The organism is Malonomonas rubra DSM 5091, from assembly GCF_900142125.1.
Classification (GTDB): domain Bacteria; phylum Desulfobacterota; class Desulfuromonadia; order Desulfuromonadales; family Geopsychrobacteraceae; genus Malonomonas; species Malonomonas rubra.
In genome coordinates, this window is record NZ_FQZT01000004.1 from 89772 (window position 1) to 113129 (window position 23358).

General features: G+C 56.2%; 17 protein-coding genes. 3 read left to right on the forward strand and 14 right to left on the reverse strand.

Annotated features, from left to right (window positions below; translation table 11 throughout):
- Positions 1–3 precede the first annotated feature (3 nt).
- The 9 genes from BUB13_RS07260 to BUB13_RS07300 form a co-directional block, all read right to left on the reverse strand.
- Positions 4–381 (reverse strand): response regulator, encoded by a 378-nt coding sequence (locus BUB13_RS07260; RefSeq protein WP_072907370.1) that lies wholly within the window; start codon positions 379–381, stop codon positions 4–6.
- Between the two features lie 2 nt (positions 382–383).
- Complete coding sequence (locus tag BUB13_RS07265; RefSeq protein WP_084091842.1) at positions 384–1256, reverse strand: HDOD domain-containing protein; 873 nt, start codon at positions 1254–1256, stop codon at positions 384–386.
- Positions 1257–1265: 9 nt separating this feature from the next.
- On the reverse strand, positions 1266–1754 hold the full coding sequence (locus tag BUB13_RS07270; RefSeq protein ID WP_072907372.1) for a chemotaxis protein CheD: 489 nt from the start codon (positions 1752–1754) through the stop codon (positions 1266–1268).
- 9 nt (positions 1755–1763) lie between these two features.
- On the reverse strand, positions 1764–2807 hold the full coding sequence (locus BUB13_RS07275; RefSeq protein ID WP_167366809.1) for a protein-glutamate methylesterase/protein-glutamine glutaminase: 1044 nt from the start codon (positions 2805–2807) through the stop codon (positions 1764–1766).
- A complete protein-coding gene (locus tag BUB13_RS07280) occupies positions 2807–3634 on the reverse strand; it encodes a CheR family methyltransferase (RefSeq protein ID WP_244151843.1) in 828 nt (275 codons plus the stop codon). Before BUB13_RS07280 ends, BUB13_RS07275 begins: the two co-directional genes overlap by 1 nt.
- A 99-nt stretch (positions 3635–3733) precedes the next feature.
- Complete coding sequence (locus tag BUB13_RS07285) at positions 3734–4231, reverse strand: chemotaxis protein CheW (protein ID WP_072907376.1); 498 nt, start codon at positions 4229–4231, stop codon at positions 3734–3736.
- Positions 4232–4256: 25 nt separating this feature from the next.
- Complete coding sequence (locus BUB13_RS07290) at positions 4257–6605, reverse strand: chemotaxis protein CheA (protein ID WP_072907378.1); 2349 nt, start codon at positions 6603–6605, stop codon at positions 4257–4259.
- A 326-nt stretch (positions 6606–6931) separates the two neighbouring features.
- Positions 6932–9112, reverse strand: a complete 2181-nt coding sequence (locus BUB13_RS07295; RefSeq protein ID WP_072907380.1) for a bacteriohemerythrin — start codon at positions 9110–9112, stop codon at positions 6932–6934.
- Between the two features lie 171 nt (positions 9113–9283).
- Entirely contained in the window at positions 9284–10540 is a 1257-nt protein-coding gene (locus BUB13_RS07300; protein ID WP_072907382.1) for a tRNA nucleotidyltransferase/poly(A) polymerase-related protein, read from the reverse strand.
- A gap of 120 nt (positions 10541–10660) precedes the next feature.
- Between BUB13_RS07300 and miaA the strand changes: the two genes are divergently transcribed.
- Entirely contained in the window at positions 10661–11572 is a 912-nt protein-coding gene (gene miaA / locus BUB13_RS07305) for a tRNA (adenosine(37)-N6)-dimethylallyltransferase MiaA (protein WP_072907384.1), read from the forward strand.
- A gap of 481 nt (positions 11573–12053) precedes the next feature.
- On the forward strand, positions 12054–13307 hold the full coding sequence (locus tag BUB13_RS07315) for a glycosyltransferase family 2 protein (RefSeq protein WP_072907388.1): 1254 nt from the start codon (positions 12054–12056) through the stop codon (positions 13305–13307).
- Between the two features lie 34 nt (positions 13308–13341).
- Here BUB13_RS07315 and BUB13_RS07320 read toward each other — a convergent pair whose 3' ends face one another.
- From BUB13_RS07320 to BUB13_RS07340, 5 genes are all read right to left on the reverse strand, one after another.
- Positions 13342–15156, reverse strand: a complete 1815-nt coding sequence (locus BUB13_RS07320; protein WP_072907390.1) for a methyl-accepting chemotaxis protein — start codon at positions 15154–15156, stop codon at positions 13342–13344.
- A gap of 278 nt (positions 15157–15434) precedes the next feature.
- Positions 15435–17756, reverse strand: coding sequence for an FAD-dependent oxidoreductase (locus tag BUB13_RS07325; RefSeq protein WP_072907392.1), 2322 nt, complete (start codon positions 17754–17756; stop codon positions 15435–15437).
- Positions 17757–17771: 15 nt separating this feature from the next.
- Positions 17772–19415 (reverse strand): glutamate synthase-related protein, encoded by a 1644-nt coding sequence (locus BUB13_RS07330; protein ID WP_072907394.1) that lies wholly within the window; start codon positions 19413–19415, stop codon positions 17772–17774.
- Entirely contained in the window at positions 19403–20509 is a 1107-nt protein-coding gene (locus BUB13_RS07335; protein ID WP_072907396.1) for a class II glutamine amidotransferase, read from the reverse strand. The genes BUB13_RS07330 and BUB13_RS07335 overlap by 13 nt, the downstream gene beginning before the upstream one ends.
- A gap of 335 nt (positions 20510–20844) precedes the next feature.
- A complete protein-coding gene (locus BUB13_RS07340) occupies positions 20845–21909 on the reverse strand; it encodes a branched-chain amino acid aminotransferase (protein WP_072907398.1) in 1065 nt (354 codons plus the stop codon).
- Between the two features lie 176 nt (positions 21910–22085).
- Between BUB13_RS07340 and BUB13_RS07345 the strand changes: the two genes are divergently transcribed.
- Positions 22086–23354 (forward strand): nickel-dependent lactate racemase family protein, encoded by a 1269-nt coding sequence (locus tag BUB13_RS07345; RefSeq protein WP_072907400.1) that lies wholly within the window; start codon positions 22086–22088, stop codon positions 23352–23354.
- Positions 23355–23358: the final 4 nt, after the last annotated feature.

The following is a 23358-nucleotide window of genomic DNA, read 5'->3' on the forward strand; positions in this document are numbered from 1 at the left end:
TTGTCACTCCTCATCAAGGAAGGCTTCCAGCGCTTCCATGAGAACCGGGGGTGAGACCGGTTTGTTGATCACCCGGTGCGCGCCGAGTTCGATCAGTTGTGCTTCCTTGGCCGGATTGCCGGCGCTGGTGATGACCACGATCGGCGTGTCGCACAGCTTCGGGCTCGATTTGACCCATTTAACCAGGGTTTCACCATCCATCACCGGCATGTTGAGGTCTGTCAGCAGCAGGTCGGTCGGTGCTTCCTTGGCCGCAGCCAGGGCATCCTTGCCATGTTCAGTTTCGATGATTTCAGCATCGCCGAGGCCGATGATTTGCAAGCATCGCTTTATGAACATCCGGGCGGTAGCAGAATCGTCCGCTACGATTATCCGTTTCATCCTTAACCCCCCATACCTTCTAGAGATTGTTCGAGTTTTTGGAATTCGATGTCGACTTCCAGCATCACGCTATCGAGCACCTTAGGCGGTAAATTCAAATATTCGTTGTAGCCCGAGTCGAGGTGATACTGCAGGCTGTCGGAGCCGGTGCCGAAACCGCCCAGCATGGCAATGTTGTCACCCAGGTGGACGGCATAGGTCAGAGCCCTCGCTTCTTCCGCGGCCTCGCTCGGCTTATGGTGGTGCAGGATGACCTCGCACAGCTCGTTCGGCAGCTGCCAGGCTTTGGCCAGTTCGTAACCGGCAACGGTGTGTGGAATGCCGACCAGTTTTTCTTCCGCTGCCAGGTAGTCGTAGCTGTCTTGAGAGCTGATCTGGCTGACCGCATCCGGCGCGGTGTCCTTCAGGTAGTCGGAAATCAGTGACTTGCCGATGTCGTGCAGCAGCCCGGCGGTAAAGGCCAGATCGGGGCTGATGTCGGCACCTGACTGGACGACCAGCTCCCGGGCAGCGATCGCTGTGCGCAGATCGTGCTTCCAGAGCGCGCCGCCAGCAGCTTCATAACCGGAAAGCTCTTTCTCGAACAGCTTGCCAGCGCAGTCGCCGATGGCAATGCTGACAATAATACGTTCGCCGAGGTAGGAGATGGCGCGATCGATCGAGGTGATTTCTGTCATCAGTCCAAACGCTGCCGAGTTGACCACTTTCAAAACCCGCGCTGTCAGGTTGGCGTCAGTCTTTACCAGGCTGATCACCTCTTCCAGTTCGTGGTCCGGGTTGGCGGTCACCTGCAGCAGACGGCTGGCGCTGGCCGAAAGCAACGGAATCGACTGAATGATCTCCTGTAGATTTTCCATTGTGATTTTATGATCCATCGTGACCCCCTATATATTCCAGTTCGGCCGACCGGGAGAGCTGAGGGTCACTTGGCCGGTTTCTACGGAAATCGCAACCGTACGGCTGAAGTTTTTACCCAGGTCTTCAGCGACGGCGCCCATGCCGTAAGCCCAGAGGATCTTTTTGATCGCCAGGGCGTTACGTTTACCGATCTGGAAGGTGTCGTTTGAATCCATGACATTGGCACCACCGCAGAGTTTGACGACCATCCCTTTGCCTTTTTTGTGGCAACCGAACTTCGCCATCTCCGCCAGCAGGGCCGGGATTGCCGTATCAGCAAAGTAGCCTGGTTTTTCCGTCGCCTTCGCCTTGTTGATCGACGAATCTGGCAGGGCGACGTGAGCCATGCCGACAGTTCTGGTTTTTGGGTCGAGCAGGATAACGGAGACGCAGGAGCCGAGGGCGAAGGTTTTCACTTCGTCACCCGGCGCATTCGAGGCTCCGTAATCGCCGACTCCAAGAATGACTTGTGCCATTTTTTCCTCTTAAGTAAGCAAACCAAGCAATGAGGATGCAATTTTTTCGAGCGGAACCAGCTTGCTGGCACCGCCTTTTTCGTAGGCGACCTTCGGCATGCCGAAGACCACCGATGTGGCCTCATCCTGAGCAATGCACCGGGCACCGGCGTTTTTCATCGCCAGCATCCCTTCCGCACCGTCCGCCCCCATTCCAGTCAGCATGGCGCCGATGGCGTTTTTACCAACATTCTGGGCGACCGAGTTCATCATGACGTCGACCGACGGGCAGTGCCCGCTGACTTTGTCCGTTCCACTGCAGCGGACCTGGTAAAACCCACCACTGCGGATGACTTTAAGCTGAACACCGCCCGGCGCAATCAGGATCAAACCGCTACGGACGCGATCACCATCTTTTGCCTCTCGCACTTCCATCTGGCAGAGCTGATTGAGACGATCAGCGAACATCTTGGTGAATCCGCCCGGCATATGCTGAACGATGACCACGCCAGGAGTCTGTACCGGAAACTCTTCTACCACCCGGCGGATCGCTTCGGTCCCGCCGGTCGACGCGCCGATGGCGATGACTTTATCGGTCGACTCAGCCAGCGCGTTGCTGGCAACGGTTTGTGGTTTGGGTGCAACCCGCTTGCCTTTCCAGTGGGACACGTTAGCAGTTGAGGCGATTTTGACCTTGGCGCGCAGTTCCATCAGCATGGCATTGAGACCGGCGCTGACGTTGCTGGTCGGCTTGGCGACGAAGTCGACTGCGCCGGCATCGAGGGCATCGATGGTGATCTGTTTGCCACGTTGAGTCAGCGAGCTGACCATGATGGTCGGGATCGGGAACTGCGGCATCAGCTTGCGCAGGAAGGCGACGCCGTCCATGCGTGGCATTTCGACATCGAGCGTCAGCACGTCCGGGTTCAGTTCAATAATCTTGTCGCGAGCGATGTAGGGGTCGGACGCGGTGCCAACAACTTCGATGTTCGGGTCGAGAGACAGCCCCTGGCTGAGGATATTGCGGACCAGCGCGGAATCATCGACGACGAGTACGCGAATGACTTTGGCCATCAGAGAGTTCCTTTCTGATACAGCGCAGGCTGCAGGTAGTTGTAGCGGGTCTGGCTGCGTCCCAGGGTTTCTGAGTGGCCGATAAACAGATAACCTCCCTGCTCGGTGTGCTGGTGGTAACGTCCCACCAGGGCATCGCGGGTCGGCTGATCGAAGTAGATCATGACGTTGCGGCAGAAGATCATCTGAAACTGTTTTTTGAACGGGAAGGTGGTGTTCATCAGGTTGAAGCGGCGGAAGGTCGCTTCGCTTTTAATTTTGTCGACAACTCTCATTTCCCCGGGGCCAGCAGGTTGAAAGTATTTCCGGCTCAGGTTGCCCGGCAGTTGTTCAACCCGGTCGCTACTGTAAACCCCGGCCCGGGCGATGGTCAGGGCACGGTCGGAAATGTCGGTGGCAAGAATTCCTGCATCCCATGAGCTGTACTCGTTGCCGAAGTATTCCATCATCAGCATCAAAAGAGTGTATGGCTCTTCCCCGGTCGAGCAGCCGGCGCACCAGATCCGCAGGTCGCGCCGGTTTTCGCGGCGTAGCTTATCGGCAATGGCCGGCAGCGCGGTCTGGTAGAAATAGTCGAAATGATCTTTTTCCCGGTTGAAGTAGGTATGGTTGGTTGAAACCAGGTCGACCAGTTCCCCCAATGCCTGCTCGGTTTTATCCTCGCTCAGGTATTGATAATACTGGGCAAAGGTGGTGAGCCCGAGCTTGCGCATCAGCTTCTGTAACCGGCCAACCAGCAATGAGCGCTTCTGGTCAGTCAGGTTGATGCCGAAACGTTTGTGGATCAGGTCACGCAGGTCGTGAAATTCCTGATCTGATATGCTCATCATTGTATTCAAATCGCGACCGTCAGAGGTAAATGGTGCCAGCCCGCAGGTTGGCAACGATCATTGCAAAAACTTTCTGGCTGCAGCTCAACCGTCTTCTCAGACTCCTTCTTCCTGCTCGGCAATCAGTGCCTTCATCTCGTCACTGAACAGCAGCTTGTGGACGTCAAGCAGGATTTTAACTGCTTTGCCAATTTTGCCCATTCCCTGGATGTACTGGCCACCGGCACTTTTACCGGTTTTTGGTGGCGGCTCGACGCTGCTGGCGGGGATGTCAGCGACTTCGCTGACTTCATCGACAACCAGGCCGACTTCAGTCCCATCAATATTAACAACGATGATACAGGTACGGTCATCGTACTCGCGGTTGGGCAGATCGAAACGTGCGCGCACATCCATGACCGGGATAACCTTGCCGCGCAAGTTAATGACGCCACGGATAAAGGCAGGCATATCGGGAACATCGGTAATGTTCTGGATGCCGATGATCTCGATGACATATTTGATTTCAATGCCGTAATCCTCACCGGCAAGGTGAAATGTCAGGTACTTGTCCTTCTGAGTGTCTTCATTGTCGAGCATATTATCGTCAGCCATGTTCTTCCTCCTTCAGGCGGTTTGGCTAAAACAGTTCAACGTCTTGAGCTTTGCTTTCGGCCGATTCAACCAGGCTGCCGACATCAAGGATCAGGCTGACGCCACCATCACCGAGGATGGTGCAGCCGGAGACGCCGGCAACATTACCGATGAATTCCGACAGACCCTTGATAACCGTCTGCTGTTGGCCAACGATTTCGTCGACGAACAGGCAGAAGCGGCTGCCCTGATATTCGAGAACAATCAGGATGCCGTCAGGCAGCTCTTTGGAGTCGGGCTCTTTGTCGAGAATTTCGTGCAGCCGGATGATCGGGAAGAAGTTCTCCCGGACCCGTGCCAGTTCGTCCCCTTCGGGGGTGATGGTGATCTGGTCCATGGTCGGGCGGAAGGCTTCCAGGATCGACAGGGTTGGCACGATACAGGTGGTGGTGCCGACGCGCACCAGCATGCCGTCGATGATCGCCAGGGTCAGCGGGATGCGCAGGTCGATGCGCGTGCCTTTCCCCGGTGTGCTGCTGACGTCGATCTTGCCCTTGATCTTCTCAAGGTTCCGCTTGACCACGTCCATGCCGACGCCGCGGCCGGAGATGTCGGTGATTGCGGCGGCTGTCGAGAAACCGGGCATGAAGATCATATTGTAGATCTGCTTGTCTGTCAGGTCAGAGCCGTCGCCTTCGATCAAACCTTTGCTGATCGCTTTTTCCAGAATCTTTTCGCGATTGAGGCCGCGGCCGTCATCTTTGACAGTGACCCAGACTTCGCCTTCTTCGTGACGGGCCTGCAGGCGGACGGTACCTTTTTCGCCTTTGCCACTGGCAACCCGCTCATCCGGGGTTTCCAGCCCGTGGTCGAGGGAGTTACGCAGCAGGTGAACCAGCGGATCGGTGATGGTCTCGATGACCGTCTTGTCGATCTCGGTCTCTTCGCCGATCAGCTCAAGGTCGACCTTCTTGCCGGCTTTGACCGAGATATCGTGAACCAGGCGGATCATGCGGCGGAACAGGCCGGAAACCGGGATCATCCGGATGCTCATGGCCATTTCCTGCAGTTCACGCACCAGCTTCGACATATGTTGGCCGGCCTTGTTGAAGTTTTCCAGCTCCATGCCGACCAGGTCGGGGTTGTGGATCAGCATGTTTTCGGCGATAACCAGCTCGCCGATCAGGTTGATCAGCTGGTCCAGCTTGCCCAGATCGACGCGGATATCCTGCCGTTTGGCCGGAGTTTTCGTGCGTGCCGCTGGCTTGGTCTCTTTTTTCGCATCATTCAGCTTTTGTTGCTGCTTTTTCAGCGCGTTGTCGACCTGGTCGTTGGATGCCTGGCCTTTTTCAACCAGAATCTCGCCGACCGGCTTCTTCTGAGTTTCGACCGCGGCGGCGACCGCTTTCTCTTCGACCCCTTCTTCGACCAGGAACTCGCCGAGCAGTGGGGGGACCAGCAGCTGCAGTTGCTTGAGTTGCTCTTCCAGCGTCTCGATCACGCCGTCTTTGCCATCGGAGATGTCGTTGACCCCTTGCTGAAGGATGTCAAGAGCAGTTAAAAGCTGGTCCGCTGGATTTTCCACCGCCAGTTTCGAGCCGGACTTGACGCGGTCGAGGATGTTCTCCATCTGGTGGCTCAGCTCTTCCATGTGGGAGAAACCGAAGAATCCGCAGTTGCCTTTGAAACTGTGAATCTGGCGGAAGATATCGCCAATCGATTCCGTATCTTCCGGGTTCTCGCCCCAGGCGAGCAGCCCCTGTTCGGCGTTCTGCAGCAGTTCATTGCCCTCCTGGACGAAGCTCAGGCGCATCTCCTCGGTAATTTCCAGTTTCGGCAGCTCGCCGTTTGCGGCTGGTGGTGCTGAGCTGGGCGCGGGAGTTGGAGCAGCTTCTTCCTTGGGGGCTTCAAGCTCAGCCTCTGGTTCCGGTTCTGGTTCTGGAGGCGCTTCCGCGGCAACCGGTTCTGCTGCCGGCTCTCCGCCGCCTTTGGCAACCTCTATCGCGTCGTGCAGCTTCGCCGAGATCTCATCGGCAGCGTCGGACATGGAATCATCAGTGTAGTCGCTGTCGACCTTTTCCAGAGCGTCCTTGGCGAAGTCGCAGGAAGCGCAGAGCAGGGTCACATGATCCGGGACCAGTTCTATTTCGCCGTTGCGGATCAGGTCGAGCAGGTTCTCCGCAGCGTGAGCGACCCGGGTGATATGATCGAACTCCAGAAAACCGGCGCTTCCTTTCATCGAGTGGAACAGACGGAAGATCGCGTTCATCGTTTCCGGGTCACTGTTCTGGCCCAGCTCGATGATCTGCGGTTCCAGTTGTTCGATCATGTCCTGACTTTCAGTGACGAATTCCTGGATTATTTCAATTTGATCGTTGTCGATGTCCATGCCCATAGCGGATCCTCGAAAAAGTAAATAGCTGCTTGCTATACAGACGCATTACTTGAAAATTATCTACGAACGAAAGAAACACTTAATCATACAGATTAAATGAATATAATCAAAGAAAAAGCGGCGTTTTGCCTAACTTTTCTTGTTATATTTCCACCGGAAGTCGGTGCCTTCATTTCGTTTGATTAAAAAGTTTAAAGTATTGCTCTTTGATGTCAATTCCAAAGAGCCGATTTTTTCACGGCAAAGTTTTGCTTTAAGCCATTGTACGGCTCGAGTACGAGCAGTGGGAAAAGCGGCGGAAATTCTTCCGCCGCGTGATCTCCAGATTACATCCTGCTGCGTACATGTGGCGCGTAACCATCGCGGTCCTGCTTTTCAATATGACTGATCAGCCAGTCTTTGAGGAACTTGTAGACATCGGCGGCAGCCAGGCGTTCACCGTCTTTTAGTTTCTGCATATATTCACCAACCTGGCCCACAAAGTTATCGTGAGTCTGCTTGTGAGCCTGAAAATCCTTGTAGTGAGTCTTCTGCATCAGGTCTTCTTCGGTGCGGAAGTGGTTGACGGTGTAATCAACCAGTTCATCGATAATCTGTCCCAGCAGCATACGGTCACCGCCGTCCTGCATACACTTGAAAAGGCGATTGATCAGTTCGATCAGGCCCTGATGTTGCCTGTCGACGATAGGGATCCCGGTGGCGAGGCTGTCGGACCAGTCGATCCGCAGACCGCCTTGCTTTCCTGCCGGCGCAGGTTGCGGCAATGCACCCCACCCCGAAGAGGCCGGCGCTGTCGCAGGTGCGGAAAAAGATGGGGCTGGCATCGCAGCAAAGTTTTGCTGGTTCCCTTTTAGAGAGAAGTGCGCCAGCTGATTTTTAAGTTCAGCCGCCTGACCGGAAAGTTCTTCGCTTGTCGCCGCACTTTCTTCGGCACTGGCAGTGTTCTGCTGGATGACCTGGTCGATTTGCTGCAGGCCTTGATTAATCTGGCCTACACCACTTGCCTGCTCCTTGCTCGACGTGGCAATTTCCTCCAGCAGGGTATCAACCTTGGTAATGGCGTCGACGATTTCTTTCAGTGAGTCTGCCGTGCGTTCAGCAATCTGGGTACCGTTGCTCGCTTTTTCCACTGACCCTTCGATCAATTCGGCGGTCTCGCTGGCGGCCTTGGCACTACGCGCTGCAAGGTTGCGGACTTCTTCTGCGACGACGGCAAAGCCTTTGCCGTGCTGTCCGGCGCGGGCCGCTTCGACGGCGGCATTCAGCGCCAGCAGGTTGGTCTGGAATGCGATCTCGTCGATGACCTTGATGATCTTGCTGATATTCTGCCCAGCATCGTTGATCTCGCCCATGGCGGTGATCATCTCGGTCATCCGCTCGTTGCCGGTAGTTGCTGCTTTTGCCGCGTCGCTGGCCAGTTGGTTGGCTTGCACCGCGTTGTCGGCGCTCTGGTTGGTTTGAGTGCTGATGACATTCATCGAGCTGCCGATTTCTTCCAGGGATGCAGCAGATCTGGTTGCGCCTTCCGACAGGGATTGTGCCGAGTCGCTGACCTGAACGCTGCCGGAGGCGATCTGATCGCTGGCGGTCTGGACCTGGGTAATAATGTTGTTCAGGTCGACGCCCAGTTTCTGTAGACTCCCGCGCACCAAGTCACGGCCGTCGCGCGGGCTGATCTCGAAACGCAAGTCGCCGTTGGCAAGTTTCTGCAGTGAATCGACAACTTCATGCTGCAGGCTGTCGGCGAAACGGTCCATGGTTGTCGCCATCTGGCCGATTTCATCCTTGCGCTGCATTTGCAGGCGGGAGTCGAGGTGACCATTCTCCAGCTCTTCGATCATGCTGACGGTTTTACGCATCGGAACGGTCAACGAACGAGAAATGAGCCAGGAAAGGATGATACCAATAGCCAGGGCGATGACACCGACAATGGTCATGCCGGTACGGCTGCTGTGGGCGGCTGTGATCATCTCCGTGTCTGTCATGACATGCTCTTTCGAGGTTTCTGCCATGCTCGCCATCAGGCGGCCGATCTCTTTCAGGGCAGGTGCTGTTTCCTTTTTGTAGATCGCCTTGGAATCTGCATTCGTTGGACTGTAGGGGTTGTAGGACTCTTTGATTTTACGGCCGGAGGCGTGTAGCAAGCGATGCGGTTCTTCCAAGGCTCTCAGGTCATCGGCAATTTCCGGCAGCAACTCTTCTGCTTTTCTTCTTTCCTCACCGTAGTACCAGGAGCCCAACGCACAGGTTTTATGATCGAGCTTGACCTTCAGCTCAGTCACGGAGGAATCATTGAGAAAATCCCGAACCTTGTGAGCCCATTTCAGGTGTTTAATCTCGAGATCGCTGAGATCGGCACGAAGCTTGTTCCCGGAGGAGACTTCCAGACCGTTATCCGCAGTCGTTGACAGGCCAGTGACACCCCAGACAAGAATGATCAGCAGCAGGGTCAGAACGATGCCGGAAAGAAGAGCCAGTTTTGCGCCGATTTTGAAATTGTCAAACATTGGAATTCCTCCGAGGGAGTTTTTGATTGTTGCTATTTACTAATGTTGGCCTCTTAGGCTAGCCAGAACACAAGCTTAAGTCAAGCATAATGTGTTTTTTTTAACTTTCCATTGCGTAAAAAATCACGCAAGAAAAAAGTACTTTTCAGGGCGGGATAGCGGGGTGTTTTTTCAGACTTTGGCTGGCTGCTTATTGCCCGGTTTGCGTCTGCGGCGACGGCGAGGTTTGCGGCGGGTTGGCTCTTTTTCGCTGGTCGGTTTTTGCAGTGCGTTCTGCCACTCTTTTACCAGTGCCTTCAGGTCGGGACGGACTTCAGCCCAGAGGCTGAAAAGCTCAAAAGATTGCGGGGTGAAGGGGTGCTGCAGAAAGCGGCGCTCGCCCCGGATGCCACGGCCCCGCGCGAGGCGGAAACAACCCACCAGAAGTTCGCGGGCCTGGTGGCGAATGCCCTGTGCGATGCTGAAATAGCGACAGTGGGGAATTATAATTTCGTTCGCTTTGTGCAGCGCTTCGGTGATCGGTACCTGCGGTGACGGCGGGCAGCTGTCCATGAACAGACGCAGATAAAGGGCGGCGATGGCAAAACCTTCTTCAATCGGTTTGCCGGAAGCGGTGCGCTGGTCAATTTTGCTGATCAGCTCGATGCTTTCATCAGTGCCGGGATAGCCGGCGAGCAGGTGGGGCAGCATGCCGAGTTCGCGGCAGTGTTTCAGCACCGGTCCGGCAACCTTATGGCGGTAAAGCTCCAGGATCTCCTCGCGAATGCGGGCTGGGGCTGCGGTGGCGATCAGCTCTTTTTTCTCTTCAATGCCGTCAAGAATCGCCGGATCAAGGGTGAAATCGAGCCGCGCGGCGAACTCCAAGGCACGCAACATCCGCACTGGATCTTCCTCGAAACGGACCAGCGGGTCACCGATCATGCGAATGCGTTTGGCGCGCAAATCTTCCAGCCCGCCGACATGATCGATAACAGAGAAATCAGCAATATTGTAAAACAGGGCGTTGATGGTGAAGTCGCGACGATAGGCGTCTTCTCGTGGCGTGCCGAAGACGTTTTGCACGAAATGGAAATGCTCGTCCGGATCTTCCGGCAGCTCGTCTTTGCGCGGATGGCGACGGAAAGTGGCGACCTCGATCAGCTTGTTGCCTTTGAAGCGGATATGGGCCAGGCGAAAGCGTTTGCCGACCAGGAAACAGTTGCGGAACAGGCGTCGCACCTCCGCTGGAGTGGCGTCGGTGCCGATATCGAAATCTTTCGGTTGGCGGCCAAGCAGCAGGTCGCGAACACTGCCGCCGACCAGGTAGGCAAGGTGCTTGTTGCGGTGCAGGCGGTAGAGGACCTTGAGGCTGTCTTCGTCGATCTGCTTGCGCGAAATGCCGTGCTGGTCGCGGGGAAGAATGATCGGTTGTGGTTCCTGTTCGCTCATCGGTTTCCTTTTGAAAATGATCTGCCGGACTATAGCAGAGATAGGCCTCCAGACAAAACGGATTTGCCGTAGGCAGCGGCAATCTTTTGGTCTATCCTGTGGCCGCAGACAGGAGAGAGAATGCAAGCGAAGGAAAAAAATCTGCTGGTGATTCTCGGGGCAACCGCCGGGGGAAAAACCGGTTTAGCTGTGCAGGCAGCGAAAAAGTTCGAATGCGAAATTATCTCGGCCGACTCCCGCCAGGTTTATCGTGGCATGGACCTGGGGACCGGTAAGGACCTGGATGAGTACGGCGATGTTCCCTACCACTTGATCGATATTGCCGAGCCTGGCAGTGAATATAATGTCTTCCAGTTTCAGCGTGATTGTTTTGCCGCGCTGGAAGATGTCTGGCAGCGGGATAAATTGCCGATCATCTGCGGTGGAACCGGAATGTACCTGGATGCCGTGCTGCGTGGTTACCGATTGATCGAAGTGCCGGAGAACCGGCAGTTGCGTAGCGAATTGCAGCCGCTGAGCGATAAGCAGCTACGCGAAAAGCTATTGCAGTTGAAGCCGGAACAGCACAACCGTACCGATCTGGATGACCGCCCGAGGCTGATTCGCGCCATCGAAATTGCCCTCGGTGAACAGGCCGCCGAAGCCGATCTGGCTCCACTTCCAGAATTACGCCCCTTGGTGTTTGGACTGCGCTGGCCGCGGGAGGTGCTGCGGCAGCGGATTGCCACGCGGTTGATGCAGCGCTTCGATGAGGGGATGATCGAGGAAGTTCAGCAGTTACATGATGCTGGTGTCGCCTGGGAATCGCTGGAATTTTACGGATTGGAGTATCGACTGATTGCTCAGCATTTGCAGGGCAAGTTGAGTCGTAACGATATGGTGCAGAAACTGCGCAGCGCGATTGGGCAGTTTGCCAAACGGCAGGAGACTTTTTTTCGCCGGATGGAGCGCAATGGGGTGGATATTTTCTGGTTGGAGGGGGATGAGGATCCTTTTGCTCGGTTGTGTGAGGTGGTTGAGCGCTGCTTTTGAGCGTTGAAGATCAAAGTCGCGGGGGGCGCCCCGCACGCGCCTTACTTTCTTTGCCTGTCCAAAGAAAGTAAGCAAAGAAAAGACACCCCGACCTCCTTGCCCTTCGGGTTCCCTGCGCATCATTTCGTTTTGCAGCTCGGAAAAAAACTCGCTTTGCTCAGACAGTTTTCCCTCGAAACCCTGCAAAACGAAATGAAGCTCCGGCTTCGTCACACGGGGATCGGTTCAATAACTGCTGTGAACTGTAACGAGCCTCAATTGGGGCAGAGCTAATCGCACATCAGCGCATTGCGAGCTTGCTCGCTGCGATTCAGCCGGTTTTACAAGAAAGGGAATATCGCAAGTTAATCAGCAGCAGTGCTGATGAACCCCACAGCAGCTCAAGTCATTACAAATAAAAAGAGCATTTTTTGCTTACTTTTTGTTGCGATAGACAAAAAGTAAGGCGCAGTGTGGGCGCGCAAGCCCACGACTTTAAGGTATGAGTTTGAACAAAAAACTAAATAAATACCTGAAAACCAGAGCCACCACCTCCCCCTGGCAACTCAGCGGCAGCGAAACCAAAAACTCCAAAGCCGCTATCATCATCCCCGCTCTGGCCGAATCAAATACCCTGCCGAAAACATTGGCATCACTGGCAACCAACCCGCCTGAACAGCTGCAACAAACACAAATTGTCATTGTCATCAACAACCGCCCCACGGCAACTGACGAAGAAAAGTCCGACAATCAGGCAACCCTCCGCTGGCTGCAAGACAACCCATACCCACAGCTCAACCTGAACTGGGTCGATGCTTCATCCCCCGGCTACGAGATTCCATGCAAAGAAGGTGTCGGATTCGCCCGTAAAATCGGTTTCGACCTCGCCCTGCAGCAGCTCGACTGGAGCCGGGAGCCGTTATTGATCTCCCTCGATGCCGACACCCTGGTCGACCGCGATTACCTGCCAGCCATCTCCTGTCACTTCGCATCCAGCAAGTGCGGCGCGGCTGTGTTGCCGTTTCGCCATCAGGCAGCGGAAGATCCGCAGCAGGAAGCAGCCATCCGTCAGTACGAACTTTATCTGCGCAGCTACCTGTTTGGGCTGCAGCAGGCCGGTTCGCCCTACGCTTATCACAGCATCGGCAGTGCTTTTGCCTGCCGCGCTGATGCCTACGTTGCCGCAGGCGGAATGAACCGACGACAGGCTGCGGAAGATTTTTATTTTCTGCAGCAGCTGGCAAAAACAAGCGGAGTGGAGATGCTCTGTGGCACCGTTGTTGGGCCATCCCCCCGGTTTTCAGGGCGGGTTCCCTTCGGAACCGGAAAGGCAGTTCAGGGTCAGGTTGAAGAAGGGGTCGCGTCATTTTGTTTCTCTACGGCACAAGCCTTTCAGCTTTTGCAGCAATGGGTGCAGTTGGTCGAAAATTCGCTGGACAAAACGGCTGAGCAGTTGTTGGCTGCCACTGAGAATATCTCACCGGTTCTGCATGGTTTTCTGCAGGAGCTCAAATTTGCTAAAAGTTGGTCAGGGCTACAGAACAATCATCGTACCCGTGAACAGCGTTTGCAGGCATTTCACAGTTGGTTCGATGCCTTGCGAACACGGCAACTGCTGACGCGACTGGATGCCGGCAGGCATCAAACAACGGCACAAATAGTATCTGAACTGCTTGAATGGGGAGGATATCCAGGGGTGACGGAAGAGAGCGCGCAGCTGGTCCTGCTGGAAGAGTTGCAGCAGGCTGTTAAATAATGAGGGCGCTGCGTGAACGCAGCGCCCTTTGTGTTTAGTATTTGCCGAAGTCGTCGTCATCCAGTTGGATCGATGGCTTTGGCTTATGCGTGGGAGTTTCCCCCCAGCCGAGGCTCGCAGCCGGGGCTGGCGAAGGCCGCGCAGTGGAAGCCGGAACTGCCGGGGCAGAGGCAAACTGGAATTGCCCCCCAGCCAGGGTGAAGCGGCTGAGCATATGTTTCATCTGCTCGGATTGGCTGGAAAGCTCCTCTGCGGCTGCTGCTGATTCTTCTGCCGTCGCGGTATTCTGCTGAACCGCCTGGTCGATCTGCCCCAGGCCCTGATTGATCTGGCTGATTCCCTGCGCCTGCTCGTTGCTGGCAGCGGCGATTTCGGCAACCAGATCTGTGACCTTGGTGATCCCGCCGACAATTTCTTCCAGTGCTGCCGAAGTGGCTTCGGCAATCTGGGTCCCGTTTTTGGTTTTCTCGACCGAGCCTTCTATCAATTCCGCAGTTTCACTGGCAGCTTTAGCGCTACGGGCGGCAAGGTTACGCACTTCCTCGGCGACAACCGCGAAACCTTTGCCGTGCTGCCCTGCCCGGGCTGCTTCAACGGCAGCATTAAGCGCCAGCAGGTTGGTCTGGAAAGCGATTTCGTCGATTGTTTTGATGATTTTGCTGATGCTCTGGCTAGCTTCGCTGATCTCGCCCATAGCCGTGACCATGTTGTGCATCTGGCGGCCACCGTTTTCCGCTGCGGTACTGGCATCGCCTGCCAGCTGGTTGGCAGTACTGGCGTTCTCTGCGTTTGTCGTGGTCTGCGAGGCCAGCTCGTTCATCGAGCTGGTGATTTCTTCCAGCGATGCCGCTGTTTCGGTTGCTCCCTGCGACAATGTCTGGCTTGAGTCTGCGACCTGGCCGCTTGCAGAGTTTATCTGCATCCCTGCAGATTGTACCTGGCTGATGATGCTGTTCAAATCGTTGCCGACTTGCATAATGGCGCTGCGGATACTATCGTCAGGTCCGCGCGGCGAAATCTTGAAGGTCAGGTCGCCACTGGCGAGTTTCTGCAGTGAGTTGACGACTTCGTTCTCCAGGCTGTCGGCGAAGCGGTCCATGACCCCCGCCATCTGGCCAATTTCATCTTTGCGGTTCAGGTTCAGCCGGTCTTTGATTTTACCCTGCTCCATCGCTTCAATCATATGTACAGTATGGCGCATGGGGCCGGTCAGCGAGCGGGTGATCAGGATCGACAGGATGATGCCGACCACCGCAGCGATAGCGCCGATGACAGCCATGCCGGTTCGACTGCTGTTGGCAGCGGCAACCATTTCTGTATCCGACATGATGTGCTCTTCGGATGTCGAAATAATCGAGTGAAATATTTTCTGCATCTGCCTCAGGTTCGGCTGAGATTCGCCATAGAAGACAGCGTTGGCCTCTGTATTAAGCTTGTCTCCGGGAATATAGAGCGATTTGATTTTTTTCCCGGACGCGTGCAGTAACCTGTGCGGTTCTTCTATTTTTTGCAGGTCACTCTTGATTTGCGGCAGAATTTCCTCTGCTTGCTTGCGTCGTTCGCCGTAATACCATTTGCCAAAAGCGCAGGAGGTGTGATCGAGGCCGACTTTCAACTCGTTCACCTTCGGATTGCCAATAAAGTCACGTACCGCGTGCGCCCAGCCAAGATGTTTGATCTCAAGCTCCTGAAGCTCGGAACGCAGTTTGCTGCCTTGAGCAACTTCGACACCGTTATCTGCAGTGCTCGAAAGGCCGACAAATCCCCAGATCACAATCAAAAGCAGCAGCGCTAAAATGCCTCCTGAGAGGACCAGCATCTTCGATCCGATTTTTAAATTATCAAACATTTGGGCTGCTCCTTTTTAGCTTAGGTTGGTATAAAAAAATGAAATTTATCACATGAGCAATTGTTAGGCAACTGTCAGCATGTATAAAGTGTTAATTTTATGACAATAAAATCACTAAAAAAGAAACTAGAGCCGCTCAGGCCGAGGAAAAGGGATGAAGGAGGAGCACAAAGATGATAGAGCAATATCAGCTGACAGTGCTTTTTGCCTAAAAAAAGGGCGGTGAAACGTTGCTTTTGCACCGCCCTTTAGATGTTGAGGATTGAGGCTATTCGTTTTTAGACAACCTGCTCCATACCCCAGATGCCGCAGGGGCACATACCGGCGCAGATGCCGCAACCGATACAGATGTGATCGTCGCTGATGTATTCGAAGCTGCCGTCGGCTGTTTCTTCGCGCCGGATGGCGCCTTCCGGGCAAGCTTCCAGGCACATGCTGCAGTCGCGGCAGGTACCGCAGGAGATACAGCGACTGGTCTCCTGGGTGGCATCGGTGACGCAGAAGCGGCTGCGGTTCTGCGGCTGGAACAGTTCTTTACTGAGGCAGGACTGGGAAATCTGCGGCAGCTTTTTCTTTGCCTTCAGCTCCTTGCCGGCGAACAGGTCATCGATGTATTCGGCAGTTTCACGGCCGTGGCCGATGGCGTGGGTCAGCAGGCCAGGCGCCGTGGTGTCGCCGATGGCGAAGACACCGGGAGCCTTGGTCAGCTGCCAGCAATCGTCAACTTCGGCCATGCCGCGCTCGCTCTGCCATTCGCGCGGAATGAAGCTGAGGTCGGGGCGCTCACCGATCGAAATGATAACGGTGTCGGCTTCAATCAAGCGGCCATCCTTGGTGTGCAGGCCCTTCTCGCTGACCTTTTCGGTGAAAACCGGCCACTCGATGGTGCCGCCGAGCTTCTTGAAGTGCTCGATCTCTTTTTTGAAAGCGGCCGGCCGCTGGATATCGATGGCGGTGACTTTCTTCGCGCCCATGGCATAAGCACCGAGGCAAACGTCCATACCAGCGTTACCGGCACCGATGACGACAACTTTCTCGCCGATCGGCGGGTTCTCGCCGTTGTTGACCTTTTTCAGGAAATCGAGGCCCTTGACCAGACGTTCGTGGCCGGGGAAAGGAATCACCACCGGGTTGTGGGCACCGGAGGCGATGATGACGGCATCGAAATCCTTCTGTAGTTTTTCAAACATCGGCTTGTCGACCTTGGTATCGGTCTGGACGGCGACGCCCATATCCTTGATCCGCTGGATTTCACCATTAAGTGATTCGGCCGGCAGGCGATCGGTCGGGATGACCTGGCGCAGCTTGCCGCCAACTTCCTTGTCCGCCTCGATAATGGTGGCACCGTGGCCGAGAAGACGCAGGTGCCAGGCTGCGGAGAGGCCGCCGGGGCCGCCACCGATGATGGCGACTTTCTTGCCGGAATCGGGTTTGGCAATCGGCGATTCGGCATCCTGTGACAGCTTGCCGAGGGCCTGCATCGAAACCGGCAGGTCGATATACTGGCGGGTGCAGGCGTCCATACAGGGGTTAGGGCAGACTTCACCGCAGACGCTGCTCGGGAAGGGCGAGTAGTGCAGGACCAGCTCGACCGCTTCCTTGTACTTGCCTTCCCGCAGCAGGTTAATTCGGTCCTGGGTCGGGATCGAGGACGGGCAGGCTGCCTCGCAAGGCGCGCAGAATGCTTTGTTCTGCCAGTGCGGAATCTTCAGCCGGTCGTCGCCGGTGTTGACCAGGCCCGCAGTGTAGTCGTAATCGTCAGTCACGACATCGGCAAAGATGCCGCCTTCGCCGACCCACTTGCCCAGGCGGAACTCGCGCATGGTCAGGCGCATCGGCTTGTGCTTCTGCCGCTCTTCGTAGGTTTTGGCGGAAATTTTCTTCCACTGGCTGAAGTCGGTCAGGGTTTCCAGGTGCTGGGTGCGGTCGATCTTCTCGAGGAAGGTCGGCAGACCCTGACTGAGGAACTCGCGGTCGGCGTCGTCCAGGTCGAGCAACCAGACTTCGTCCGGCAGGTTTTTTGCTTCGCCGCGGATGTAGATGGTGCCACCGACCATGCCCATGCAGGCGCGGTCGCCGAGGACCGAGTCGAACTCTTCGCTGTCGATACCGCAGACGACCGCAGTTCCGCCACCCATGAACTCGAAGCAGAAGGAGCCGGTGTTCTTCAGCACCCACAGCTCCGGGGCCGGGTAGGCCGGGTCGTGCTTCATCAGTGAACCGGAACGGGTTCCCACTCGGCCGGCAACGTAAATTTTGCCGCTCGCCGCACAGTGGGCGGTGGTGTCGCCGGAGTCACCTTTGATGATCAGTTCGGCACCGGCGTTGAGCCAGCCGGCATCGGCCGACGTGGAGCCGTTGACGGTGATGCTGGTGCCGTCGAGGCCGAAGGAGCCGACCCGCTGACCGGGGTTCTTGACGGTGAACTTGAGCGGGGTGCCATCTTCGGTCCACAAAGGGCCGCCAATGTTGTGATGGCCGCTGGAGAGGACTTCGAACTCAGTCTCCCCTTTATCGAGGGCGGCGTAGACCTGCATCAGCAGTTCCTGGGTCGAAAGCCGCTTATTATTTTCATCAAATCCGTTGATTTGTGCTGCCATTGTTTTCTGGCCTCCTTAACAAACGTGCTGAATCTGCAGGCGATCGGCGACGGCGTGGTCGGTGGAGACCAGGGCGTCGGAACGGCCGACAGGGAGGGACGAGTTGCCGATCGGAGCCATCAGCTTCTTCAGCTCCTGATCCATCGCCAAGTAGTAGTTGACGATGTTCTGCGCCACCTTCTCCGGGTCGAGGCGGTGAGCCAGCTGTGGCTCCTGGGTGGTGATGCCCGCCGGGCAGAGGCCGGTGTTGCAGGCATTGCAGCGACCGAGGTCGTTGCCGATACAGCCAGCCATCTGCAGAATCAGCTTGCCGGTGAAGACTCCGTTGGCGCCCAGTGCGATCATCTTGAAGGCATCAGCAGCGAGGTCGCCGGTCTTGCCGAGGCCGCCTGCTGCCCAGAGCGGGATTTGGCCCTGGCGACCCTGAGTGACAGCGGCAAGGTAGCAGTCGCGCAGCTTGCTGACGATCGGGTGACCGGTGTGGTCGAGGGAGACCTCGTGGGCTGCGCCGGTGCCGCCGTCGATACCGTCGAGGAAGAAACCGCCGACGATGTTGTACGGGTCGCGCACCAGATTGTTGAAGACCGAAACGCTGGTCGCCGATGCAGCGACCTTGATCGCAACCGGCACGCGGAACTTGAAGGCCGAGTTGAAGGAGAGGAACATCTTCTGTACGCTCTCTTCGATCGAGTACAGGCCCTGGTGGTTTGGCGGCGAAAGCAGGTCGGCTTTAGGCACACCGCGGATCGCCTGGATGTGCTCGGCAACCTTCTGCGCCATCAGCAGACCACCGTCACCTGGCTTGGCGCCCTGGCCGATCTTGATCAGGATGCCGGCCGGGTCTTCGACCATGTGCGGCATGGCGTTGGCGATCCGGTTCCAGCCGAAGTGGCCGGACGCGATCTGCAGGATCATGTATTTCAGGTACTTCGATTTCAACAGACGGACAGGAACGCCGCCCTCACCAGAGCACATGCGCACCGGCATGCCGCATTCCTCGTTGAGGTACGCCACCGCCATGGCAACCCCTTCCCACATCCGCCAGGAGAGCGCACCGATCGACATATCACCGATGATGACCGGGTAAACCCAGTTGACCGGTGGGGTCAGCTCCTGGGTCACCAGCTGCTGATCGGCGTCCGGGGTAAAGGGCAGCTTCTTCGGTGGCAGAATGCGGCCGAAGGGGGCCAGCAGGTCGAAGGTGTGGCGCTGGGCATCGAGGCTCGGGTCGGTCATCTGCGAGATGCGGCCGACGCGGATGGTATCGAGGGTCCGGGTGCTGCCTTCGAGGTTCTTGCGGCCACCGCGTTTGATCGAATCGCCGCCGAGGCAGCGGGTGATGATCGGGTGCCGGGTGTCCGGGTTGCGTTCCGGCTTGATGGCGTCATTCGGGCAGACCTTCTCGCACATGCCACAGCCGCGACAGTAGTCGCGAACCGACTTGGTCTGGCGGATAACCGGTACCGCCGAGAAGCGTGCCTTAGGCTCCGGGAAGTTGCCCTCGGAGAAGACCATGCGACGGCGCTCAACTTTCGGCACGATCGCCTTGAAGGAGCAGGTGGCGACGCAGGAGCCGCACATGGTGCAGCGGCTGGCGTCATACTTTATCTTCCACGGCAGATCGTTGGCCGTGACATCATTCAGTCTCATTGTTTCCATCGTTGTACCTCCAGGTCATCGTTGATCACGACGACTTCGCGCTCGTTCGGGTAGATGTCGGCTTCCCAGTCGCGGTCAGGCAGGATTTCGTTGATGCCGCAGACCTCGGAGGAAATGGCGACGGTTCTCTCGTCGCGACCAACAACCACCGGGCGCAGTTTCTTGGCGTCACAGCAGGTGAACATGGTGTTGTCCGGGAGCAGGCCGATAATGGTGTTGGGGCCGTTGATCTCGAGGTGCGCCAGCGACTGGCGGATGCCGAGCAGCTGCTTCTGATCTTCGCGCTGCTCGATATCCTCGAACGGCAGCGGGGTGCAGACATGCTTGTAGTAGTGCAGCGGCCAGCCGAGCTCACGGTGGACGTAGTGCAGGGTGTAGAGGAAGCACTGGGAATCGGACTCGAAGCCAATGTAGCCACGGTGCAGCCCCTGCTGGAATTCTTTATTCTTCAGGTAGAAGGTGTTCTCGCCGTTGGCCAGTGCGGTGTAGCCCTGCAGGTGGAAAGGGTGGGCGGCGTAGCGGACGATGTCGTAGTTGGTGTTCTGCCGGCACTGGGCGGTGATCACCTTGGCGGTGAAGCGGTCATCGGCATCCCAGAGGTTGAAATAGGTGCCGATATCGCGCGGGTCACCGATCTCTTTCAGGGTGATGACGTCGGGCCAGAAGGAGTAGGCGAAACCTTCTTCGTTCGGTTCCAACGCAGCACGCAGCTTCAGCCGGGTGTCGAGCAGCAGCTCTTCTTTCTCTTTCTGGCTGGCGCCCTTGTAGGCCTTCGGGTACTTGAATGTTTCGAAGACGTAGTTCGGCATGGCGTTGATGTCGAGGCCCGGCTCGTCATGGACTTCCGGGGTCCATTGCATGACGCGCAGAAAACCGGCTTCGTGCAGGATGTGTTCGGCAATCTTGATGCCGTCGTCGGTACATGCCATCGACAGGGTTGGCAGATGCTTGTACGGCTCGAAAATGCCGCCGAGGTTCTGCATGACCATGGCAAAGCCCGAATTGTCGTGGCCTTTTTGCTGTGATGACATCAACTGCAGGGCCATGCTCGGGTGAATATAGTCGAGGCTTTTTATCGCTCCAATACGACACATAAGTTTTGCTCCTTGGTGCTTAAGGTTGTGTCTGTTGTCATTAAGATTATTTCGCAGCTTTGTGAGGATAGCGTGAGTGTAAGGGCTGCAGAACTTAACTGGATCCGAATCAAGCAGGTTTTGTGCCAGTAATTTTGGTACTTGCTTAAGCTGTTGTAAGAGGTGAGTTTTTTTGTTGTTTTCTATTGGGGGGTGGTTTTTGAAAACTGTATACAAAATTCTGCGATCAGTGAAAACGCCGAATTGAGTATTTTTGTAGTCAGTGTATGTACATGATTTTTTTGTTTACTGCTCAGACCGCTGTCTGAGCAGTAAACAAATTGAGTAAAACGACTTTAAAGGGTTGTGATCCAGTTGTGTGGATCGGGCTGACGGCCGTACTGGATAGCGGTCAGCTGATTGTACAGTTTCATCGTCAGTTCGCCCGGCTCACCATTGCCGAGTTGAACACACTCATCCTGATAGCAGAAGGAGCCGACTGGCGAGATGACGACGGCTGTACCGGTACCGAAGGCTTCTTTCAGGCGACCGTTCTGTGCGCCTTCCATGACCTCATCAACCGTCAGGGCGCGTTCTTCAATCTGGTAGCCCATCTCGCTCAGCAATTTGAGCGCCGAACGGCGGGTGATGCCGTCGAGCACGGTGCCTTTGAGCGGCGAGGTGACGATTTTATCGTCGTAGTGGAAGAGCATGTTCATGCTGCCGACTTCCTCGACGTACTTCTTTTCTTTGGCGTCGAGCCAGAGCACTTGGTCGTAACCTTTGAGCGAAGCCTCGCGGGCGGCGTAGAGACTGGCAGCATAGTTGCCACCAGTTTTCGCTTCACCGGTTCCGCCTTCGGCGGCGCGGACGAAGTGATCGGAGATCCAGATCTTGACCGGCGCGATGCCGCCTTTGTAGTAGGCGCCGACCGGGCAGAGGATAACGTAGCAGAGGTACTGATCGGCCGGACGTACGCCGAGCATTGGCTCAGTGGCGATCATAGTCGGGCGGATGTAAAGGCTGGTCCCTTCCGCTTTCGGTACCCAGCGCTCTTCCATGCGGATCAGCTCGAGCATCGAATCGAGGAAGAATTTCTCATCGACTTCCGGCATGCACATGCGGCGGGCGCTCTGGTTGAAGCGAGCGACGTTGTCGGCTGGGCGGAAAAGAGCGATGCTACCGTCCTCGCGGCGGAACGCCTTCAGCCCTTCGAAAATCTCCTGCGAGTAGTGCAGCACCATGGCGGCCGGATCGAGGGTGAAGGGTGCGTAGGGTTGAATACGTGCCGAATGCCAGCCCTTGGCGCGATCGAATTCCATGACGAACATCCGGTCGGTGAAGCTTTTGCCGAACGCCAGATTGTTCTCGTCCTCGATGGCTGGTTTGAGGTCGGACACGGGCAGAATTTCAAGGTTCATTTCAGTCCCTCCTGCAGTGGCAGAGTAAAGATTGACAGTCTTGTTTATCACAAGGGCTAGGCAGCTGCAAGATTATCTCTCATGAGCAGGAAAAGATTGACTCGGCGCGCTTGCGGAAACAGGCAAGTAACTTTAAGATTAATCAATATTTGTTTGAGCCAATTGGAGATGTCTGGATGGAACAGCTGGAGCTGAAATACGGCAGCGCAAAGCAAAGTGCCGAGCTGCCTTTTAACGTACAAACCCTGGGGCCGAAAACTGTGGCCGCGCAGGACCCGCAAAAATTGATTCGCAGTGCTTTACAGAAACCGATCGGATCGCCAACCCTGGACCAAATTATCAAGCCGGGAGAGTCGGTTGTTATTGTCACCTCCGATATCACCCGCTACACCGGCAGTGAAATCTATCTGCCGATTCTGGTCGAGGAATTGAACCGGATCGGTGTAGCCGACGAGCAGATCAGTATTCTGATTGCTCTTGGCATCCACCGCGAACAGACGGAAGAAGAACATAAAAAAATACTCGGTCCACTTTACGGCCGGATAGCCGTGTTTGATCACGATTGTGACGACCCGGAGCAGCTGGTCAACCTGGGGCGAACTGACAGTGGTTTTGATGTTGCGCTGAACAAGCGGGCGATCGAGGCAGATCGGCTGATCGTGACCGGAACGATCGGCTTTCATTATTTTGCCGGTTTCGGTGGTGGTCGCAAAGGGCTGGTCCCGGGGGTCGCCAGTCGCGAGACCTGTATGGCGAGCCACTTTGCCGTTTTCAACCCGCCGGAGATCGGCGGCAAACATCCGCAGGCAGTGACCGGTGTGCTCAATGGCAACCCGGTGCATCAGGCGCTGCTGCAGGCGGCCCGCTTTGCCGAGCCAGATTTCCTGCTCAACACGGTGCTGTCGCCACAGAAAGAGCTGCTGGCGGTTTACTGCGGCGACCTGGAGCAGGCGCACCTGCAGGGCTGCGAGCTGGTCCGGGATCTGTTTTCGGTTCCATTGGAGCAGGCCGCCGACCTGGCGATCATCTCCTGCGGCGGTGAGCCCAAGGATATCAACTTTATCCAGTCGCAGAAGGCGCTTGATTACGGTTGCCGAGCAGTGAAAGAAGGCGGTTCCATTATCCTGCTCGCGTCCTGTCGCGATGGTTTCGGCCATCCGACCTTCTTCGACTGGTTCAGGTATCAGGACCTGGATGAGTTTGAGACTGCGCTGCGTGCCGATTACCAGATCAACGGCCAGACCGCTCACGCCACTCTGCATAAGGCGCGGCGTTTCCGGGTGCTGCTGGTCAGCGAGTTCAGCGACGAAGAGACGGCGAAAATGGGGATGCAGAAGGTGGCCGATCTGCAGGCGGCGATCGACTTGGTCAAGGCCGATCTGCCGGAGGAACCGAACGTCGTGGTCATTCCGGACGGGGGTACGGTGCTGCCGATGGTTGAATAACCTT

Coding starts and splice junctions, on each gene's coding strand:
- BUB13_RS07260 (WP_072907370.1), bottom strand. CDS start 381: ATGAAACGGATAATCGTAGCGGACGATTCTGCTACCGCCCGGATGTTC.
- BUB13_RS07265 (WP_084091842.1), bottom strand. CDS start 1,256: ATGGATCATAAAATCACAATGGAAAATCTACAGGAGATCATTCAGTCG.
- BUB13_RS07270 (WP_072907372.1), bottom strand. CDS start 1,754: ATGGCACAAGTCATTCTTGGAGTCGGCGATTACGGAGCCTCGAATGCG.
- BUB13_RS07275 (WP_167366809.1), bottom strand. CDS start 2,807: ATGGCCAAAGTCATTCGCGTACTCGTCGTCGATGATTCCGCGCTGGTC.
- BUB13_RS07280 (WP_244151843.1), bottom strand. CDS start 3,634: ATGAGCATATCAGATCAGGAATTTCACGACCTGCGTGACCTGATCCAC.
- BUB13_RS07285 (WP_072907376.1), bottom strand. CDS start 4,231: ATGGCTGACGATAATATGCTCGACAATGAAGACACTCAGAAGGACAAG.
- BUB13_RS07290 (WP_072907378.1), bottom strand. CDS start 6,605: ATGGGCATGGACATCGACAACGATCAAATTGAAATAATCCAGGAATTC.
- BUB13_RS07295 (WP_072907380.1), bottom strand. CDS start 9,112: ATGTTTGACAATTTCAAAATCGGCGCAAAACTGGCTCTTCTTTCCGGC.
- BUB13_RS07300 (WP_072907382.1), bottom strand. CDS start 10,540: ATGAGCGAACAGGAACCACAACCGATCATTCTTCCCCGCGACCAGCAC.
- miaA (WP_072907384.1), top strand. CDS start 10,661: ATGCAAGCGAAGGAAAAAAATCTGCTGGTGATTCTCGGGGCAACCGCC.
- BUB13_RS07315 (WP_072907388.1), top strand. CDS start 12,054: ATGAGTTTGAACAAAAAACTAAATAAATACCTGAAAACCAGAGCCACC.
- BUB13_RS07320 (WP_072907390.1), bottom strand. CDS start 15,156: ATGTTTGATAATTTAAAAATCGGATCGAAGATGCTGGTCCTCTCAGGA.
- BUB13_RS07325 (WP_072907392.1), bottom strand. CDS start 17,756: ATGGCAGCACAAATCAACGGATTTGATGAAAATAATAAGCGGCTTTCG.
- BUB13_RS07330 (WP_072907394.1), bottom strand. CDS start 19,415: ATGGAAACAATGAGACTGAATGATGTCACGGCCAACGATCTGCCGTGG.
- BUB13_RS07335 (WP_072907396.1), bottom strand. CDS start 20,509: ATGTGTCGTATTGGAGCGATAAAAAGCCTCGACTATATTCACCCGAGC.
- BUB13_RS07340 (WP_072907398.1), bottom strand. CDS start 21,909: ATGAACCTTGAAATTCTGCCCGTGTCCGACCTCAAACCAGCCATCGAG.
- BUB13_RS07345 (WP_072907400.1), top strand. CDS start 22,086: ATGGAACAGCTGGAGCTGAAATACGGCAGCGCAAAGCAAAGTGCCGAG.